The organism is Providencia sp. UF-224, assembly GCF_058245955.1.
This window is the reverse complement of record NZ_JBSICC010000018.1, coordinates 48,510-68,029: the sequence shown is the minus strand read 5'-3', so window position 1 is coordinate 68,029 and position 19,520 is coordinate 48,510. Positions and strand designations below refer to the sequence as shown.

Here is a 19,520-nt window from a genome sequence, read left to right as displayed (position 1 = left end):
GGGAGTGCATTATAGGATGCAATATTTATCCAAAAAGATCGCCCAACTATTCTTATTATTCATAGTATTAGGGTGTGGCAGTGCTGTTGCTATTGCGGCTCAACCACTCTGGCAATTGTTGCCTGAAACTATTAATAAGAGTGAAAGCGATCCTCGCGAGTATAAGGCAATAAAGCTGAATAATGATATGACGGTTTTATTGGTTTCTGATGCTAAAGCAACCAAATCATTGGCTGCCGTTTCCATCCCTGTAGGAAGTATTGAAAACCCAGACAGCCAATTAGGCTTAGCTCACTATTTAGAACATATGGTATTGATGGGTTCTAAAAAATACCCTGAGCCAAGTAGCTTTTCTGAGTTTTTACAAAAACATGGCGGTAGTCATAATGCAAGTACAGCACCTCATCGTACAGCATACTATTTTGAAGTAGAGAATGGCGCCTTAAAAGAAGCGACTGACAGATTAGCTGATGCATTAGCAGAACCGTTATTAGATCCTATCAATGCAGATAGAGAGCGTAATGCGGTTAATGCGGAACTAACGATGGCACGTTCTCGCGATGGAATGCGTATATGGCAAGTGCGTTCTGAAACACTAAACCCGCAACATCCTAATTCTCGTTTTTCTGGTGGTAACTTAGAAACGTTAAAAGATAAGCCTAACAGTAAATTACAGGATGAGCTTGTTGGTTTTTATAAACATTATTATTCAGCGAATTTGATGAATGGTGTTCTCTATGGTGATCAATCAATTGATTCTCTCGCGAAAATAGCGCAAGAAACATTTGGTCGTATTCCTAATTTTAATGCCAGTGTTCCAGCCATTAGTACTCAAGCGGTTACAGATAAAGAAAAAGGCATTATTATTCATTACGTGCCAGCTCAACCGCAAAAAGCGATTCAAATTGAGTTTAGCATTAAAAATAACATGGCGGATTTTCGTAGCAAAAGTGATAGTTATATTAGTTACTTACTTGGAAATCGTAGCCCTGGAACATTAGCTGACTGGCTGATTTCACAAGGTTTAGCTGAAGGGATAAGTGCATCAGCATCGCCAAATGCAGACAGAAATTATGGTTCTTTTTCTATCTATGTCACTTTAACGGATAAAGGGTTGCAGGAGCGTGACCAGATTATTGCCGCTATCTTTTCTTATATTGATTTAATCAAAAATGATGGCATAAGCAAAAGTTACTTTGATGAAATTTCAAAAGTGCTTAACTTATCTTTCCGTTATGGTTCAGTTGTTAGGGATATGAACTACATCGAATGGTTATCTGATCAAATGATAGATGTCCCTGTTAATCATGTACTTGATTCTGATTATATTGCGGATAAATATGACCCTGCTGCTATTAAGCAACGTCTATCTGAGCTGACGGCTAAAAATGCGCGAATTTGGTTTATTAGCCCTGACGAACCAAGCAACAAAAAAGCGTATTTTGTCGAAGCACCTTACCAAGTTGATCAGATCACGCAAAAACAGTTTAAAGATTGGGATAGTTTAGAGTCAAAAATGCACTTTAAATTACCAACATTAAACCCTTACATTGCCGATAAACTACCATTAATTAAATCTGAAAAGGTCTATAAACACCCTGAGTTTATTTATGAAAAAGGAAATACTCGTGTGTTATATATGCCAAGCCAATATTTTGCAGATGAGCCAAAAGCAAGTATCACGTTGTCTTTGCGTACAAAACAAGGCGACCAAACTGCGAAAGACCAAGTGACAGGGGCATTACTGCAATATATTTCTTCATTAAAAATGGATGAACTGCAATATCAAGCATCGGTTGCAGGAATGTCTGTTTCCGTTTCTCAAGGTGTTGGCTTACAGCTTAATGCCAGCGGTTATACCCAACATTTACCTGAGCTCTTTTTGTCCATGACTAAGCTGTATTTAAGCTTTGAGCCTACAGAGCAAGAGTTAGCACAGGCAAAATCTTGGTATAAGGAACAAATTGCTGTCGCAAATAATGCGAAAGCTTATGAATTAGCAATGCAACCTCTTCAGCGTATTAATAGTGTCCCTTACTTTGAACAAGAACAGCGCCTTGCAGAGTTGGATAAAATATCACTTAGTGACCTAACTCATTATCGCCAGCTATTGGTGAAAAGCGCGGCATTACAAGCACTCGTTTTCGGTAACATTAATGAGTCGCAAAGCATCAAAACAATTCAGGATGCTCAAAAGCTATTAAATAGTGAGGGGACTGAATGGTGGCGTGGCGATGTGGTCGTTATTGATAAAAACTATTTAGCTGATTTCCATAAACAAGGGAATAGTACCGATAACGCGCTTGCTGAAATCTTTGTGCCAGATGGTTATAGCCGTATAGATGGCGCAGTGTTGTCAGGTATCTTAGCGAAGGTGATTCAGCCTTGGTTCTATGATCAATTAAGGACTAATGAGCAGCTAGGTTATGCAGTATTTGCATTTAAATCTGGCTTAGGTGATCAGTGGGGGATGGGCTTTTTACTACAAAGCAATGCTAAGACACCAGATTATCTTAACACGCGCTATCAAGCATTTTATATTCAGGCCTTAGATAAGCTTAAAAAACTACCAGTTGATGAATTTAATCAGTATAAACAATCAATTATCACTGAAATGAACCAGCCACCGCAGACATTTTACGAAGAGCTAGGACGTTATTCATCAGACTTTTCACGCAATATTTTTAGCTTTGATACTCGTGATAAAGTGTTATCAGCTTTAGGGTCAGCAACTAAAAATCAAGTCATTGAATATTATGAAAATGCAGTCATTAAACGCAAAGGGCTAGCGTTAACATCGCAAGTCATTGGTCAAGGTGTTGACGATAAGTCCGGTTTTGCTCAATTGAAAGGCTGGGTGTTTTACCCAACAGCTTCAGAGTTACAAAAGATTTTGCCAATAAAGGAAGATGCTGAGTGAATAAAATGCAGGTAGAGTCCCAATTATTGAATGTATTTTCTTTGCCACTAAGTGGACAAAGACTGATTGAAGCTTCGGCAGGGACAGGAAAAACATACACCATTGGTATACTCTATCTGCGGCTTTTATTAGGTCTGGGGGGCGAAAATGCGTTTCCTAGGCCGCTTAGTGTTGAAGAAATATTGGTTGTGACATTCACGGAAGCCGCAACGAATGAATTGCGTGGGCGAATTCGCCAGCGAATTCATGAAATGCGTTTGGTTTGCTTACGAAATGGGGTTGGGTTTGAATCTCAACCTGAGTATCTGGAATTACTAGGTGAGCTTTCAGGTGAAGAGCAACTAAAATTTGCAGAAGAGTGGCTATTGGCTGCTGAACGGCAAATGGATGAAGCCGCCATTTATACTATCCATGGATTTTGCCAAAGAATGCTAGTGCATAATGCATTTGAATCAGGAGTACTCTTTGAGCAAACAATGATCCAAGATGAATTTCCGATTCAAAAGCAGGCTTGTGCAGATTTTTGGCGCCGTCATTTTTACCCGCTTGATTATTCAATGACTAAAGTCGTGCAGTCCGAATGGAATGGCCCTGAAGCGCTTTTAGCTGAAATAAGGCCTTTTCTACAAGGGGATATGCCGCTCATTATTAATCAGCCCAAGGTTCAAGAGTCATTGGAGGGACGGCACCAACGCTTAATTTCTCTGATTGAATCAGTGAAATCATCTTGGCGAGAAAATGAAGGGGATTTCGAAAAGCTAATTGCGGACTCTGACGTTGATAAACGAAGTTACAGTTCTCGTTTTTTGCCTAGTTGGCTAATAAAAATTGGTCAATGGGCAGAAGAAGTAACCCAAGATTATGACTTTCCAAAAGATCTTATTCGTTTTTCTCAAACAGTATTGCATGAGAAATCAAAAAGTGGCCAAGGCCCTGAGCACGAGGTTTTTCAGCAAATTGAGACGTTACTCACTCAATCATTAACTTTAAAAGATATTGTTATTCCATTAGCGATTTCAGAAGTTAGGCAGACGATAGCGGATGAAAAACACCGCCGTGGGGAGATGGGTTTTGATGACCTTTTAACTCGCTTGGATCGTGCGCTTAGCCATGATGGCGGAAAGTTCTTAGCACAGGCGATTAGCCAGCGCTTTCCTGTGGCGATGATTGATGAGTTCCAAGATACAGACGCACAGCAATACCGTATTTTTCAGCGAATTTATCAAGGTGTTGATAATACGGCTCTTTTATTTATCGGCGATCCAAAACAAGCCATCTATGCTTTTCGTGGCGCAGATATTTTTACCTATATTGAAGCGAAAAAGGAAGTTAGTGCTCACTACACATTAGAAACTAACTATCGCTCATCACAAAGTATGGTTGAAGCCATAAATCGCGTGTTTAGCCATTGCCAATCACCTTTTATTTTTGAACAAATACCATTCCAGCCTGTTAATTTCGCACAACAAAATGCAGGGAAAAAACTGGTCCACAAAAATCATGAAGTCAAAGCGCTCACTTTTTGGCAGTTAGATGCAGAAGCGGTTTCCGTATCTGAATATGAACAAGCCATTGCGAAACAGTGCGCAGCGCAAATTGCACAATATCTTCAAGGTGGGTTAGATGGTGAAACTTACTTTAAAAATAATGAAAAACAGGTTTTTGTGGCTGCGTCAGATATTACTGTGCTGGTGCGCAGTCGTCGTGAAGCTGTGTTGATTCGAGATGCTTTAAATCAGTTAAATATTCCTTCTGTCTTTCAGTCAAATCGTGAAAGTGTATTTTCAACACCTGAAGCTAGGGATTTATTATGGCTATTACAGGCGGTGTTGGCCCCTGAAAAAGAACGGGTATTACGAAGTGCACTCGCGACAGGGATTTTAGGACTAACAGCTGAAGATATTGATGTGCTTAACCATGATGAAAAAGCATGGGAGGGTCTTGTTGATGAGTTCTCTCGCTATTTGACCGTCTGGCAAAAACGAGGCGTATTGCCAATGCTAAGAATGATAATGTCACAGCGTCATATTGCTGAAACATTATTATCTGCGACTGATGGTGAAAGGCGGTTAATGGACGTCATGCATATCGGTGAGCTATTGCAGGAAATGTCACTTCAACTTGAAGGTGAGCACACACTAACACGCTGGTTAGCGCAACAAATAGCTCATCCTGACCACCAATCAGACGCACAGCAGATGCGCTTGGAAAGTGATAAACACCTTGTTCAAATTAGTACAATCCACAAATCTAAAGGCCTTGAATATAAAATTGTATGGTTACCTTTTGCCAGTAATTTCTTACCGCAATCTAAAGGCTTATATCATGACCGAAATGACTATGGCACGAGGTTAGATATAGAAGATAGTGATGAAACTGTTGCTTTAGCAGATGAAGAACGTTTAGCTGAAGATCTCCGTTTATTATATGTGGCATTAACTCGTGCTATTTACCATTGTAGTGTTGGTATTGCCCCGTTAATAAAGGGGAATAGAAAGAAAAGTGGAGAAACTGACTTACATTTATCGGCACTCGGTTATGTTATCCAAAAAGGAGAAGCAGGAGATTATTCGCTGCTAAATAGTATGTTAAGTGAGCTTAGTAACGAAATTATTGATGTCATTTCTATTGATCAGGTTGAATCTAAAAGACTAGTTCTCGATACACAAATGCATGATGATTTAATGGCTAGGGAGCTAACACGCTATTTTGACGATTATTGGCGAGTAACAAGCTACTCAGGGCTGAGTTATGGGGCAAGCCATTCAGAAGATGAGCAAACTATCTCTCCATTACAGTTTGCAAATTCATTGGCACCTAAAATGGATGTTGAGGCTAGTATTGATATCGAGCAACAAGAAGATGAAAGCGCTAATACCTTAACCCCTCATCAATTTCCTAAAGGTGCATCCCCCGGAACTTTTTTGCATACATTGATGGAAGAAATTAGCTTTAGTGAGCCTGTTGCACTCGACTGGTTAACAGAAAAACTCGAAAGTTCAGGGTTTGATGTTGAATGGGCTCCAATGTTGCAGGAATGGTTAAAGGCAATCGTAGAAGCCCCCCTTGCTGAGGATGGGCTCTGTTTATCTGCATTGCAGCCGCAAGACCAGCTAGATGAAATGCAGTTTTATCTGCCTATTGACGCCATTATTAATGCAAAAAACGTAGATAATATAACGCATGAATATGACCCGTTATCTAAGCGGTGCCCACCATTGAATTTTGAAAAAGTTCAGGGGATTTTAAAAGGGTTTATCGATTTAACATTCTATTGGAATGGAAAATTCTATTTACTTGATTATAAATCGAATTACCTTGGTGAAGATGCTTCATACTACACTCAAGAAGCGATGGCTGAAGCCATGATCGACCATCGTTATGATTTACAATATCAATTATATTCTTTAGCGCTACATCGCTATTTAAAACAACGTTTACCAGACTATGATTACGAAACGTATTTCGGTGGTGTGTATTATCTCTTCTTAAGAGGGATTGATAACGTTAATTCACAAAATGGTATTTTCTTTTATCGTCCTGTAAAAGAGTTTATTCAAGCTTTCGACCACTTGTTTAGCGATACACCCGACAAGGAGGCATGCTAATGAAATCTCTTTTTAATCGAGGGATTGAAGAGCACATTTTTACGCCTTTAGATGTGCAATTTGCTTACAGCATTGCTGATGAAAATAGTCCTATTTTATTGGTTATTGCTGCGCTACTGAGTGCAGAAACCATGACGGGGCATGTGTGTTTAGCATTATCCGACGTGACACTTGATAACCTATTTTCAGGGCGACACCAAGAGCTTGCTAATGATTTCTGGCAGAAAATGGGGCATCCCGACGAAGAAAAGATTTATCAAGCTGTGCAAAGCTCAGATGCGGTTTCTTTAACATCAGAAAATAGACTTTCTCCGTTATTGCTTTCGGAAAATTATTTGTATTTTCAACGGATGTGGCAGTATGAGCAATGTGTTGCACATTTTTTCTCTAACACATCAGTTAAAAATAGCCAGAATCAACAAATTCAAGCTGTGTTAGATAGCCTTTTTCCTATTTCAAACGAAATTGATTGGCAAAAAATTGCAGCCGCAGTTGCTGTAACCAGCCGAGTCTCCATTATTTCAGGGGGGCCAGGTACAGGGAAAACAACGACAGTTGCTCGTATACTGGCGGCTCTAATTAAGCTGGAAACTCGAACTGAACAACAATTAAAAATTGAACTGGCGGCTCCAACAGGGAAAGCGGCGGCAAGGCTAACGGAATCGCTTGGTAATGCGTTGAAAAGTATGCCGTTGACAGAAAAAGAACGTGAAGTTTTACCAAGCCAAGCAAAAACGTTGCATCGATTACTTGGAGCTCAACCTGAAAGCCAGCAGTTTCGTTTTAATCGCAATAATTTATTATCGTTAGACATCTTAATTGTTGATGAGGCGTCTATGGTTGATTTGCCTATGATGGCAAAGCTGATAGAGGCGCTACCTGAAAATGCAAAGCTGATTTTTCTTGGTGATAAAGACCAACTTGCCTCGGTAGAGGCTGGGGCAGTGCTGGGGGATATTTGTCAGTTTGCTGATATTGGTTATAGCCCTGAAAGAGCGAAACAGTTAGCAGAAATTACAGGTTATTCACTTGGTGAATATTCTTCAGCCGAAGGGCCAGCTATCCGTGATAGCCTGTGCTTATTACGTAAAAGTTATCGTTTTTCGGTAGAGTCAGGTATTGGGCAACTCGCTTTTGCTGTTAACGAGGGTAATTCAACTCGAGCTCAAAAGTTATTAAATCAAGGGCAATCGGATGTGCATAATTATGTGCAAGAAACCGCAGATGATTATGTGAAAATTTTACTCGATGCTTCAGCCTGCTATGAAGATTATTTGCTTGCGGTGAAAGCCAATAAATCCCCTGAAGACATCTTATCTAAGTTCAATCAATATCGTTTGTTAACTGCACTAAGAGAAGGGCCTTTTGGTGTCGTGGGGCTAAATGATAAACTTGAAAAACTACTCCATCGGCAAGGTCTTATTAATCGGCCTTATAATCATTTGAATAAACATTATGCAGGTCGGCCAATTATGATTAGCCGTAACGATAGCCCATTAGGGCTGTTCAATGGCGATATTGGTATCATTTTACCTGATGAAGAGGGCAATCTGAGGGCTTATTTCCAGTTTCCAGATGGAGGAATTCGAGGTGTGCAGCCTAACCGTCTTCCTTTACATGAAACGGCTTATGTGATGACAGTTCATAAATCCCAAGGTTCGGAATTTGCTCATACCGCATTTGTGTTACCCCAATTATATTCACCCGTTATTACTCGAGAGTTGGTATATACCGCAATCACTCGAGCAAAAAAAGAACTATCCCTTTATGGCAACCCGAAGGTATTGCGTCGAGCAATCGAAACACCAACCAAGCGTCGTAGTGGGCTAACGAGACAGCTAATGTAAACATAGCAAGAGGGCGTTTAGGCAATTAAACGGCTTAACTTGCGGATAATGATGATTTAAAGGTAATGATATGGATAACCAGCAAGAGATGACCGCAGTAACCATTACGTTAAATGCGAGATTAGAACCTGTTAGGCGTGCAGACTTAGAAGATGCATTTGATGAAGTCATGAAAAGCCTGAATAAAGATATTCATGTCGCGGGTGGGGGCACACTATTAGGCGATAATGGTGAAGCACAAGAATGTGATATTGAGTTGGCCGTTGCCGATGCAAGTGATGAGAATATTAGCATGATTATCCAACTATTTACCTCAATGCTAGCGCCAAAAGGATCTCGTTTATTTATTCATGGTGAAGATATTCGTATCGATTTCGGTGAACACGAAGGTTTAGCTGTTTATTTTAATGGTACCGAGCTAGCCGATGAGGTTTATGAAAATGGCGACATTAACGACGTTTTTGATGTATTAGATGAAGCGGTTGAAGATATCGGAAGTATTCACGGCGTGTGGGATGGCCCTACAGAAACAGCCTTCTATTTTTATGGTAGCTCTTTTGCTGAAATGGAAGCGATAATAAAGCCTCATTTAGATGCCAATCCACTTTGTGAAAAAGCAAGAATTGTACAAATTGCTTAACTAGGTCGATATTAACAATGAATAATATGCCCCCAAATTAGGTATCCATTCGTAATTTGGGGGCATACACTACACTAACCAACACTTATTTTATTCAAACAGAGAATACTACTTATCAGATTGGCTCTTTAAATCTAATATTAAAATTTTAGAGCGACGCTGGTAGTTATATAAAGCCTGTTTTTTTAATGGCAGCATTTCAATTTCCGCAGGGGTAAAACCACGTTCTTGAAACCAGTGGATACTGCGTGTCGTCAACACGAATAATTTTTCTAAGCCAAATTGTTTTGCTTGTACCGCAACACGGTGAAGCAATTCCTCTCCGCGAGCAGAACTGCGGTAGTCTGGATGAACGGCCACACAAGCCATTTCCCCTAATTTTTCTTCAGGATATGGGTAAAGGGCGGCGCAAGCTATTACTAAATTGTCTCGTTCAATAATCGTGAATTTATCGATTTCCATTTCGAGTTGTTCACGTGAACGACGAACAAGTATACCTTGCTGCTCTAATGGTCGAATTAACTCTAAAATACCCCCAATATCATTGATATTTGCACGACGAATTTGTTCAGCACTTTCCATTACAATCTGCGTACCGATACCGTCACGAGAGAACAATTCTTGGATAAGAGCCCCGTTTTCTTGGTAGCTTAAAAGGTGACTACGGCGTACTCCACGGCGACAGGCTTTTGCTGCACCACGCAAGAAACGCACAGTTCCTGAGTAGTAATCTCCTTCAGACTCAAGTTCTTGGATTCGGTTCTCTGCCTCATTAGGGAATAATTCAGATAAGATATTGCCATCTTTGTCTACAACACCTTGAGAAGAACAGAACCCGATGAGTTTCTCCGCTTTCATTTTCACGGCTAGCTGAGTTGCAATTTCTTCTGAAGTGAGATTAAAACTCTCCCCTGTTACAGAAACAGCAACAGGGCCAATTAAAACAATAGAACCATTATCTAACTGATTATTGATAGCTTCTTCGTTTATGCGGCGGATTCTGCCACTGTGGCAGTAATCAACGCCATCATCAACGCCAAGCGGTTGTGCAATGACAAAATTACCACTGACCACATTAATGTGGGCGCCTTGCAATGGTGTATTACTTAAGCTCATTGATAAACGTGCAGTAATATCAAGTTGTAACGCGCCAGATGCCTGTTTAACATATTCAAGTGTATTTGAATCAGTTACACGAGTATGTTTATGGTAAACCGCATCGTATTTGTGTTCCGCTAAAATATCTTCAATCTGCGGGCGAGCGCCGTAGACCACAATAATTCGGATCCCTAAGCTATGTAATAACCCTATGTCATTGACAATGCTTGGAAAATTTTCATGCGCAATCGCTTCACCACCAAGCATAATAATGAAATTTTTGCCGCGGTGGGCGTTTATATAAGGTACCGAATGGCGAAATTCATCAACCAACTCGGTGCTGCGCTCTTTCATAACAACCCTCTTAAGTGAATTTTTATTCGTTAATTATGTATTTTTATTCTTTTTGGCAAAAAATATCAAGTAAAAGATGGAATAAAAAAATAACAAATATATTTTTATGGGTTACATATCTTTAAATATAAATGTGTATTATTAATGACAGGGAGCACATGATTCGTTAGAGTGCTTATTTCTAGCCAAATAATTGGCTTATAGTCTAAAATCATTTTATTTTTCAGTTCTAGGTTCGGAATTATTGATGAGTCAGCAAGATCACAGCCCATCTAAGCGCCGTTTTATCCAAGGCGCCGCCGCAGTTATGTTACTGAGCGTCAGCCCATTCGGTTTTTCTGCGAATAGCAGCGTGATTGCTGTGCGTATTTGGCCAGCGTCGAGTTACACTCGAGTAACGCTTGAATCGAGTGTTCCGCTAAAGTATCGCCAGTTTGTACTAAATAACCCGGAGCGTATCGTTGTTGATCTTGAGGGCGTACAGTTAAATAACGTCCTTAAACAGATGGGAACTCAAATTCAAACGCGTGACCCTTACCTCAAATTGGTTAGGGTGGGGCAATTTGACCCTAAAACCGTACGCCTTGTTTTTGAAGTGAAAAATAAAGTGACCCCGCAATTCTTTACTATGTCGCCTGTTGGGGAGTTTAAACACCGCTTAGTCCTTGATTTCTATCCGGGTAAAGGTGTAGATACCAGTGATGATCCACTGTTAGCATTACTCGAGGACTACAATAAAGGCGACCTCGAAGAAAGTATGCCAGTACAAGCGAAGAAACCAGGTAAGGCTGGGACGGATCGCCCGATTATCATTATGATTGACCCTGGACATGGTGGGGAAGACCCCGGTGCGATAGGGAAATATAAAACACGTGAAAAAGATGTTGTCTTGCAAATTGCACGGCGCTTAAAAGCGTTGATTGATAAAGACCCCAAAATGCGTGCATATATGACGCGTAATGAAGATGTGTTTATTCCACTTAAGGTACGTGTCGCAAAAGCACGTAAAATGCAGGCTGATTTATTTGTGTCTATTCATGCGGATGCATTTACTAACCGTTCAGCACATGGCTCGTCAGTATTTGCATTATCGACTAAAGGGGCAACCAGCAACACGGCTCGTTACCTTGCTCAAACACAGAATGAGGCTGATTTAATCGGTGGGGTTAGCAAGAGCGGGGATGTGTATCTTGATCACACAATGCTAGATTTAGTCCAGACAGCGACAATTAACGATAGCTTAAAATTTGGTGATGAAGTACTCAAGCGTATGGGGAAAGTCAACCGGTTGCATAAAAACAAGGTTGATCAAGCAGGGTTTGCTGTACTCAAAGCCCCTGAAATTCCTTCAATATTAGTTGAAACTGCGTTTATCAGTAACCTAGAAGAAGAGCGTAAGTTGAAGACGGCTAAGTTCCAACAACAGATGGCAGAGTCTATTTTTGAAGGAATAAAAGCGTATTTTCGCAACGGTGGTGAGTTAGCGATCCGCAACTAGTTATTGCAAATAGTGGACAAAGAGGTGATAAGCAAAAGCGAGTCGCCTTTTTTTATGTGCAAAAAACGAAAGAGATAATTGATAAGTTTGAGAGAGAGTGTGGTACTAGAAGAGAAAATTGGTTGCGGGGGCTGGATTTGAACCAACGACCTTCGGGTTATGAGCCCGACGAGCTACCAAGCTGCTCCACCCCGCGACTGAAGAAGTAAAAAAATTGGTTGCGGGAGCTGGATTTGAACCAACGACCTTCGGGTTATGAGCCCGACGAGCTACCAAGCTGCTCCATCCCGCGACTGAATTCTTTACAACGTTTTGATTTTTTTACTGCTTTACTGATTAAATCAGTATTGGTTGCGGGGGCTGGATTTGAACCAACGACCTTCGGGTTATGAGCCCGACGAGCTACCATGCTGCTCCACCCCGCGTCCGATAGCGGGCACTATACTCGGGATGAGATCTGATGCAAGTTTTTTCGTGTTTTTTTTTCACATTTCGCACTCTACAGAACAAAATACGCACGGAATGACTAATTTTTAAACTTTATTGGCGTGGCGGAGAAAAATAATTTAACTAAATATGTTTACACGTTTCATTCCCATTTTGGGTTTGCTATTGTGCATTTCATATTGGATTGTTGGATGCGTTTGGGTGGTGGAGCATGAATTTAGGATTAATGAAGGTAATTAATAAGCTGGCGGAAGCAAAATGGTCGGCAGCCAATAAATGGATAATCACAGGGGTCTTTTTTTCACTGTTGGCAGGATGCCAAACTCATCCAACAGATAAAGGCCAACAATACAAAGATGGTCGTCTCATTGAAGACTTACAAAAAGTTAATCTGGTGAATGTTCAAGGTAAACCAATAAACACACCTGACTTTAACCAACAAGTGGTTGAAATTCAAAAAGCCTCTCCACGTTTATTTCAAAATAACCGTGATACCTATCATGCGATTGAGAATTGGTTAATGGCGGGAGGAAACCCCGCCCAGTTAGCCAGTTTCAATTTATCTGCATTTCAAATGGAAGGTGCGGATAACTACGGAAACGTGCAGTTTACGGGGTATTACACACCAGTTATTGAAGCAAGACGTTCACCTCAGGGGGAATTCCGTCACCCTTTGTATGGTATGCCAGCAAAAGGAAAGACTCGATTACCTAGCCGAGCGGCTATTTATAACGGGGCATTGAGCAATAACCTTATTTTGGCTTACAGCAATTCTGCTGTTGATAACTTTATGATGGAAGTGCAAGGCAGTGGTTATGTTGATTTTGGCGATGGTAGCCCTCTGAATTTCTTTGGTTATGCGGGGAAAAATGGCCATGCCTATAAAAGCATAGGTAAAGTACTTGTTGACCGGGGTGAGGTTCCATTAAGCCAAATGTCTTTGCAAGCTATCCACGATTGGACAAATAGCCACAGTGAGCAAGAAGTTCGCCAATTATTAGAGGAAAATCCATCGTTTGTTTTCTTCAAACCGCAATCTTTTGTACCTGTAAGAGGCGCAAGTGCAGTTCCATTGATAGCAAAAGCATCCGTTGCATCAGATAAAACGTTGATCCCCGCAGGAACCGCTTTGCTAGCAGAAATCCCTGTTTTAGACAGCAATGGTAAATTTACGGGGCAATACGAAATGCGTATGATGGTTGCCTTGGATGTGGGTGGGGCGATTAAAGGTCACCACTTCGATATTTACCACGGAACAGGCCATGATGCAGGTAAAATGGCAGGTTTTTATAACCATTATGGGCGCGTTTGGGTGCTGAAAAAGAGCCAGCCCCTTTTTGGTGCAATGTAATTAGCGTTTAACTAAGGTTGTTTGTCATTATGCAAGCTAAGCTTTCAGATGCTTGGATGCAGCGTTTTGCTGGGATCGGGCGTTTATATGGGCAACAAGCCCTCCATCTTTTTGCGCGTTCCCATGTTTGTGTCGTTGGGGTTGGTGGGGTCGGAGTGTGGGCTGCGGAAGCGCTTGCTCGTTCCGGTATTGGGGCTATCACCTTAATTGATATGGATGATATTTGCGTCACCAATACGAACCGCCAATTACATGCCATTAAATCAACGGTTGGATTGCCAAAGGTTGAGGTGATGAAAGCACGCATTTTGGAGATTAATCCAGAATGCGTGGTGAATGTAATTGATGATTTCATCACTGTCGATAATGTCGCTCAGTACTTCGGTACGGGCTTTGATTACGTTATTGATGCCATTGATAGTGTTAGGCCTAAAGCGGCGCTACTGGCTTATTGTAGGCGCTTTAAAATCCCTGTAGTCACAACGGGCGGGGCGGGTGGTCAAATTGATCCAACCCAAATACAAGTGGCAGATTTGGCAAAAACCATTCAAGACCCTTTAGCGGCAAAGCTTCGTGAGAGGCTAAAGTCAGACTTTAATGTTGTCAAAAATGGTAAAGGTAAACTGGGGATTGATTGCGTGTTTTCCACCGAGCAGCTTGTTTATCCGCAAAGCGATGGCACTGTCTGCGCTGCAAAAAGCACCGCTGATGGTTCTAAGCGAATGGATTGTGCGTCTGGTTTTGGTGCTGTGACCATGGTTACGGCCAGTTTTGGTTTTATTGCTGTGGCACATGCGTTGAAAAAGATGATGGCGAAAGCCCAAAGAGATGCGGAAAAAAGTCATTAGCAGTAAAGAGGCTATTGCGATAGATAGCCTCTTTCATTGATTAGGCGGGTGTCATTTCATTGGCAATATTTTGAATTGCCGTGATTAATGACTGGATCCCATTTTGGCGTGACTCGCTAAGCTGGCTAGGTAAACCTGTTTTTTCGAGTAACTCATTAAAATCAAGCTCCGTGATTTCCTTTGCAGTTTTCTGTTCAATAGCGGCTAATAAAATCGCAAAAAGCCCTTTTACCACTCGCCCTTCACTATCGCCATAGAAGTGAAAGGTCTCATCATCATTAATCAGCGCGCCAATCCATACGCGATTTTCGCAGCCTTTCACTTCTTGAGTTTGTTGTTTCTCATCATCCGTTAATGCAGGTAACTGCCTTGCTAATTGTATTAGCAAACGGTACTTATCTTCCCATGCTTTATGTGTGGAGAACTGTTCAACTATTTCCTGAATTCCAATCTCTGTACCAAAAGGGTGCGGAGCAAGTTCATATTTAGTCGAAGTCATTAGGCTTCCTTTTTATATTTAGTATTAATTTAGTCATTGAGTATTGAAAGAGAGAATGTGACCGCATGAATAAGCTTATCAATATCTTGCAAGTTATTGTATGGCATCACAGAGATGCGTATGCAGCCACTAATATTCAAGGCATCCATTAAAGGTTGAGCACAATGCTGACCATAGCGTAATGCAATGTGCTGTTCAGTCAAGAGCACACCTAAGTCGCTATGGTGAATACCTTCAAAATTAAATGAAAGTAAAGGTGAATTAGGTACACTATAACCAATAAAACCTGGAATGCGTGAGAGTTTTCTATATGTTAGCTCAATAAGTGAGCAGGTATAAGCTTCTGCTTGCACTAAATCGATAGATTGGATCCACTCAAGAACCGCTGAAAAAGCAATCACACCCGCAATATTAGGGGTACCAGCTTCGAAACATTGAGGGATTGGTGCTGGCGTGAAACCATCGAAGGTCACCTCAGTCAACATTTTTCCCCCGCCATGCCAAGGTGCCATCGCATTTAATAATTCTGTTTTCCCATAACAAACACCAAGGCCTGTTGGGCCATACAGTTTGTGGGCAGAAAAAGCGTAAAAATCGATATCCTCTGCACTTACATCAACTGGGCAATGAACAACACCTTGTGCACCATCAACGATAACCAGCGCCCCAATTTGATGAGCAAGAGAAGTAATTACCGCTAAATCAGGCTGGAAGCCTGTGACGTTCGACATTTGCGTAATAGCAATGGCTTTAGTTTTGCTGTTTAGCAGTGATTTTAACGTCTCTAAACTGAGTGAGGCATCTTGCTCGATGGGCCATTTTATAATTTTAGCGCCAGTTTGCTCAGCGACTATCATCCACGGTAATAAATTTGAGTGGTGTTCTATTTCACTGACAATAATTTCATCCCCGTTCTTTAATAAGGGGCGAAAATAGCTCTGAGCGATTAAATTAATCGACTCAGTTGTGCCGCGTGTCCAAATAATATTATTTGCAGAGGGGGCATTGATGAGTTTTGCTGCTCTAACACGGCCTAATTCATAATCACGAGTTAATTTCAATGACTCAGGTGATTGTCCACGGTAAACCGAGCTACCAGATAAGCGATAGTAATCGTTTGAAGCCTCAATCATAGCGAGCGGTTTTAATGAAGTTGCTGCGCTATCAAAAAACAGTGTTGAGGTATTTATCGCAGGGAATGCATGGCGAAATGAGGTAGCACTAAAATGATCCATGGGTTCTTTCTTTTTGGTCAATATTATCTGTGTAATCTGATAGTTGCATGTATTGGCTATAGATATGTACATTTATCGGTACATTATTGACTATTTTTTGATTAATTTAAACTCGTCATTTTTCCATCTAAACATTGAAATATTTTGTTACGTTTGGTATTACTTATTAGCAATATTGAGAGTAGTTATTTATGATGTTTTAGAGTTTTGTATCACAATGTGGCCAATTTTAATTCTTGGTTCTTTTTTCAATATATAAATTGAATCATTTTCAGGAATTATCTTAAATATCTAACTTAACATTTTTTCTGTACACTAGTAACTATCTATAGCTATATGTATTTATTAAGTTAAATTGCTTATTTTCACTAAGTAGATACTAGTAAAAAAACACAAAAAAAAGCACCGCATGTTGGCGGTGCACTATAAAAAATCACTATGGACAGACAGGGTAAATGTACAGGAAGTGAAAAAACAGTAGCAAAAGCTACAAAGTCTGGTTCAACCAGACAACTTGCAAACACAACATCACAACCACAAAGCCAAAAGTTTCAAAGTAACCAAACTCTGTAACTTTTCGTTCCGGCTTAGGAAGTGCGCATACTATAGGTATTTACTGGCAGATCCTCAAGGGACAAATTATAATGCTTCGGATGAAAAAAACTAATGTATAACGAGATGCCGAGTCGACGTAATTATGTCTAAGAGATTACCGCCACTGAATGCCCTGAGAGTATTTGACGCAGCTGCACGTCATTTAAGTTTTACTAAGGCAGCAGAAGAATTATTTGTCACTCAAGCCGCAGTGAGTCACCAAATGAAATCTTTGGAAGATTTCCTTGGCTTGAAGCTATTTCGCCGTCGCAATCGTTCATTATTGTTAACGGAAGAAGGTCAGAGCTATTATCTTGATATTAAAGAAATATTCTCTTCTTTAAACGAAGCGACGCGTAAATTACAAGCACGAAGTGCCAAAGGGGCATTAACGGTGAGTTTATCACCCAGTTTTGCTATCCAATGGCTGGTACCTAGGCTTTCAGGATTTAATCAAGCTTATCCAGGAATTGATGTTCGTATCCAAGCTGTTGATAGAGAAGAAGATAAACTCGCCGATGATGTGGATGTGGCGATTTTTTATGGGAGAGGAAACTGGAGCGGTCTTAGGACAGATAGGCTGTATGCAGAATATTTGATGCCAGTTTGTGCCCCCTCGTTAATGACAGGGGAAAACCAGCTAAAAAATCCAGAAGATTTGGCTAAACATACGTTACTCCATGACTCTTCACGTAAAGACTGGCAATCGTATGTTAAGCAACTAGAGTTACAGAATATCGTTAATGTACAGCAAGGGCCTATTTTTAGTCACAGTGCGATGGTTATCCAAGCTGCTGTGCATGGGCAAGGTGTTGCATTAACCAATAATGTAATGGCAAAGAATGAAATTGACGCAGGGCGTTTAGTTTGTCCCTTTAGCGAGGTGTTAGTTAGCAAAAATGCGTTTTATTTAGTTTGCCAAGAAAGTCAGGCTGACTTAGGCAAAATAGCTGCATTTCGCCAGTGGATCCTTGCGCAAGCAGCGAGTGAACAAGAAAAATTGGGCTTTATTACGGGTGACCAAGATGTGGCGCTTATTCAGTAATCAAGTATTTAAACAAAAGGTGTTACTGTGAATAGTCGTTTGATGTTAATTTTCGCTGGGATTAGTGGCTTTTTTACTGTCGCTTTTGGAGCGATAGGTTCTCATGCGTTATCGTCAATTATGAGTGTCCATCAAATGGACTGGATTGAAACTGGGTTGCGTTATCAGATGTTGCATACTATTGCATTAATGGTATTAGGGGCAATTTTATTACGTAAAGTGATCCTGTGGTTTTATTGGTCAGGTGTTTTTTTCTCTGTTGGGATACTTCTTTTTAGCGGTAGTCTTTATTGTATGGCCCTATTGCAGGTAAAATACTTTTCTTATTTTACGCCAATAGGGGGAGTTTGTTTCCTGATTGGTTGGTTGTTAGTTGTTATTGGCGCTATGCGTCTAAGGAAATCGGCGTCACGCAATGAGTAATAAGATTGCACTTTATTGTCGACCAGGCTTTGAAAAAGAGTGCGCAGCAGAGATTACAGATAAAGCCGGGCAAAAAGAAATTTACGGTTTTGCCCGCGTAAAAGAAAATAGTGGTTATGTCATTTTTGAGTGCTATCAAGCAGAAGATGCGGATACACTCGCGCGTACGTTGCCTTTTCGTGAGTTAATTTTTGCTCGCCAGATGATTGTTGTTGGTGATTTATTAAAAGACTTGCCGCCTGAAGACCGTATTACACCAATAGTCAGCGCGTTAAGCCAGCAAGTGGCGAGAGCGGGTGATATCCGTGTTGAAGTGGCTGATACCAACGAATCAAAAGAGTTGATGAAGTTTTGCCGTAAATTTACGGTGCCTTTACGTAATGCATTGCGTAAAGAGAAAATTTTACTTCCTCTTGAGAACTTTAAGCGCCCAGTTATCCATGTTTTTTTCATCGCTCCAGGTTGTTGCTACACAGGTTATTCGTACACCAACAATAGCTCGAATTTCTATATGGGTATTCCTCGCTTAAAATTCCCGTCTGATGCGCCTAGCCGTTCTACTTTGAAGTTAGAAGAAGCATTTCATGTCTTTATCCCTTACGAAGAGTGGGATGAACGCCTTGCTAGCGGAATGAAAGCTGTCGATTTAGGGGCATGCCCGGGTGGTTGGACTTACCAACTTGTGAAACGCAGCATGATGGTTCACGCGGTGGATAATGGCCCGATGGCAGAAAGTTTGATGGATACAGGGCAAGTTACTCATCATCGAGTGGATGGCTTTAAGTTTCAACCGTCATCCCAGAATATTACATGGTTAGTGTGTGATATGGTTGAAAAACCTGCCAAAGTGGCTGCATTGATGACAGATTGGTTAGCCCAGGGTTGGTGCCGTGAGGCGATATTTAACCTAAAACTGCCAATGAAAAAGCGCTATGAAGAAGTTTCACACATCTTAGAAAAGATGCAGGTGCAACTGAAGGAACGAGGCATAAATGTGCTCATTCAGGCTAAGCAGCTTTATCATGACCGCGAAGAAGTGACCGTGCATGTGATGCGTGTTTGGTCAGCAAACCCAATGGCGCGTGAATTTTATTAATTCATCAAACCAATAAG

13 protein-coding genes and 3 tRNA genes are annotated in these 19,520 nt (G+C 40.9%); 10 read left to right on the top strand and 6 right to left on the bottom strand.

The window, feature by feature from the left end; all coding sequences use genetic code 11:
• The first annotated feature begins 16 nt into the window (after positions 1-16).
• The 4 genes from ptrA (at position 17) to AC4IFO_RS16150 (ending at position 9,015) form a co-directional block, all read left to right on the top strand.
• On the top strand, positions 17-2,920 hold the full coding sequence (gene ptrA, locus AC4IFO_RS16165) for a pitrilysin (RefSeq protein WP_490735866.1): 2,904 nt from the start codon (positions 17-19) through the stop codon (positions 2,918-2,920).
• Complete coding sequence (gene recB / locus AC4IFO_RS16160; protein ID WP_490735864.1) at positions 2,917-6,528, top strand: exodeoxyribonuclease V subunit beta; 3,612 nt, start codon at positions 2,917-2,919, stop codon at positions 6,526-6,528. Before ptrA ends, recB begins: the two co-directional genes overlap by 4 nt.
• On the top strand, positions 6,528-8,375 hold the full coding sequence (recD, locus tag AC4IFO_RS16155; RefSeq protein ID WP_490735862.1) for an exodeoxyribonuclease V subunit alpha: 1,848 nt from the start codon (positions 6,528-6,530) through the stop codon (positions 8,373-8,375). The genes recB and recD overlap by 1 nt, the downstream gene beginning before the upstream one ends.
• 70 nt (positions 8,376-8,445) lie before the next feature.
• Positions 8,446-9,015, top strand: a complete 570-nt coding sequence (locus AC4IFO_RS16150) for a hypothetical protein (protein ID WP_490735860.1) — start codon at positions 8,446-8,448, stop codon at positions 9,013-9,015.
• Between the two features lie 108 nt (positions 9,016-9,123).
• On the opposite strand, the gene argA is transcribed toward AC4IFO_RS16150, so the two are convergent.
• Complete coding sequence (gene argA, locus AC4IFO_RS16145) at positions 9,124-10,467, bottom strand: amino-acid N-acetyltransferase (RefSeq protein WP_490735858.1); 1,344 nt, start codon at positions 10,465-10,467, stop codon at positions 9,124-9,126.
• Positions 10,468-10,714: 247 nt separating this feature from the next.
• On the opposite strand from argA, the gene amiC reads away from it, so the two are divergent.
• On the top strand, positions 10,715-11,965 hold the full coding sequence (gene amiC / locus AC4IFO_RS16140) for an N-acetylmuramoyl-L-alanine amidase AmiC (protein ID WP_490735856.1): 1,251 nt from the start codon (positions 10,715-10,717) through the stop codon (positions 11,963-11,965).
• 119 nt (positions 11,966-12,084) lie between these two features.
• On the opposite strand, the gene AC4IFO_RS16135 is transcribed toward amiC, so the two are convergent.
• The 3 genes from AC4IFO_RS16135 to AC4IFO_RS16125 form a co-directional block, all read right to left on the bottom strand.
• Positions 12,085-12,161, bottom strand: a tRNA-Met gene (locus tag AC4IFO_RS16135).
• Between the two features lie 19 nt (positions 12,162-12,180).
• Positions 12,181-12,257 (bottom strand) — tRNA-Met (locus AC4IFO_RS16130).
• A 56-nt stretch (positions 12,258-12,313) separates the two neighbouring features.
• Positions 12,314-12,390: transfer RNA gene (locus tag AC4IFO_RS16125), tRNA-Met, on the bottom strand.
• A 248-nt stretch (positions 12,391-12,638) separates the two neighbouring features.
• Here AC4IFO_RS16125 and mltA point away from each other — a divergent pair.
• Together mltA and tcdA are read left to right on the top strand one after the other, a co-directional pair.
• Positions 12,639-13,763 carry a murein transglycosylase A gene (gene mltA, locus AC4IFO_RS16120; RefSeq protein WP_490735901.1) on the top strand — a complete coding sequence of 375 codons (1,125 nt, stop codon included), beginning with the start codon at positions 12,639-12,641 and terminating at the stop codon, positions 13,761-13,763.
• Positions 13,764-13,792: 29 nt separating this feature from the next.
• Positions 13,793-14,611 (top strand): tRNA cyclic N6-threonylcarbamoyladenosine(37) synthase TcdA, encoded by an 819-nt coding sequence (gene tcdA, locus AC4IFO_RS16115; RefSeq protein ID WP_490735854.1) that lies wholly within the window; start codon positions 13,793-13,795, stop codon positions 14,609-14,611.
• 40 nt (positions 14,612-14,651) lie between these two features.
• On the opposite strand, the gene csdE is transcribed toward tcdA, so the two are convergent.
• Positions 14,652-15,110 (bottom strand): cysteine desulfurase sulfur acceptor subunit CsdE, encoded by a 459-nt coding sequence (csdE, locus tag AC4IFO_RS16110; RefSeq protein ID WP_490735852.1) that lies wholly within the window; start codon positions 15,108-15,110, stop codon positions 14,652-14,654.
• Between the two features lie 29 nt (positions 15,111-15,139).
• On the bottom strand, positions 15,140-16,345 hold the full coding sequence (gene csdA / locus AC4IFO_RS16105; RefSeq protein ID WP_490735850.1) for a cysteine desulfurase CsdA: 1,206 nt from the start codon (positions 16,343-16,345) through the stop codon (positions 15,140-15,142).
• Positions 16,346-17,042: 697 nt separating this feature from the next.
• On the opposite strand from csdA, the gene AC4IFO_RS16100 reads away from it, so the two are divergent.
• The 3 genes from AC4IFO_RS16100 to rlmM are packed head-to-tail and all read left to right on the top strand — an operon-like array spanning position 17,043 to position 19,503.
• Positions 17,043-17,984: a transcriptional regulator GcvA gene (locus AC4IFO_RS16100; RefSeq protein WP_490735848.1), complete on the top strand. Its 942-nt coding sequence runs from the start codon at positions 17,043-17,045 to the stop codon at positions 17,982-17,984.
• Between the two features lie 27 nt (positions 17,985-18,011).
• On the top strand, positions 18,012-18,407 hold the full coding sequence (locus AC4IFO_RS16095; RefSeq protein ID WP_206083735.1) for a DUF423 domain-containing protein: 396 nt from the start codon (positions 18,012-18,014) through the stop codon (positions 18,405-18,407).
• Positions 18,400-19,503, top strand: a complete 1,104-nt coding sequence (rlmM, locus tag AC4IFO_RS16090) for a 23S rRNA (cytidine(2498)-2'-O)-methyltransferase RlmM (protein ID WP_219244403.1) — start codon at positions 18,400-18,402, stop codon at positions 19,501-19,503. The genes AC4IFO_RS16095 and rlmM overlap by 8 nt, the downstream gene beginning before the upstream one ends.
• The last annotated feature ends 17 nt before the right edge of the window (positions 19,504-19,520 follow it).

Bases quoted from the DNA above. Each gene is read 5' to 3' on its own strand.
- argA (WP_490735858.1), bottom strand. From the start codon at position 10,467: ATGAAAGAGCGCAGCACCGAGTTGGTTGATGAATTTCGCCATTCGGTA.
- csdA (WP_490735850.1), bottom strand. From the start codon at position 16,345: ATGGATCATTTTAGTGCTACCTCATTTCGCCATGCATTCCCTGCGATA.
- ptrA (WP_490735866.1), top strand. From the start codon at position 17: ATGCAATATTTATCCAAAAAGATCGCCCAACTATTCTTATTATTCATA.
- mltA (WP_490735901.1), top strand. From the start codon at position 12,639: ATGAAGGTAATTAATAAGCTGGCGGAAGCAAAATGGTCGGCAGCCAAT.
- tcdA (WP_490735854.1), top strand. From the start codon at position 13,793: ATGCAAGCTAAGCTTTCAGATGCTTGGATGCAGCGTTTTGCTGGGATC.
- amiC (WP_490735856.1), top strand. From the start codon at position 10,715: ATGAGTCAGCAAGATCACAGCCCATCTAAGCGCCGTTTTATCCAAGGC.
- rlmM (WP_219244403.1), top strand. From the start codon at position 18,400: ATGAGTAATAAGATTGCACTTTATTGTCGACCAGGCTTTGAAAAAGAG.
- AC4IFO_RS16150 (WP_490735860.1), top strand. From the start codon at position 8,446: ATGGATAACCAGCAAGAGATGACCGCAGTAACCATTACGTTAAATGCG.
- AC4IFO_RS16100 (WP_490735848.1), top strand. From the start codon at position 17,043: ATGTCTAAGAGATTACCGCCACTGAATGCCCTGAGAGTATTTGACGCA.
- recD (WP_490735862.1), top strand. From the start codon at position 6,528: ATGAAATCTCTTTTTAATCGAGGGATTGAAGAGCACATTTTTACGCCT.
- csdE (WP_490735852.1), bottom strand. From the start codon at position 15,110: ATGACTTCGACTAAATATGAACTTGCTCCGCACCCTTTTGGTACAGAG.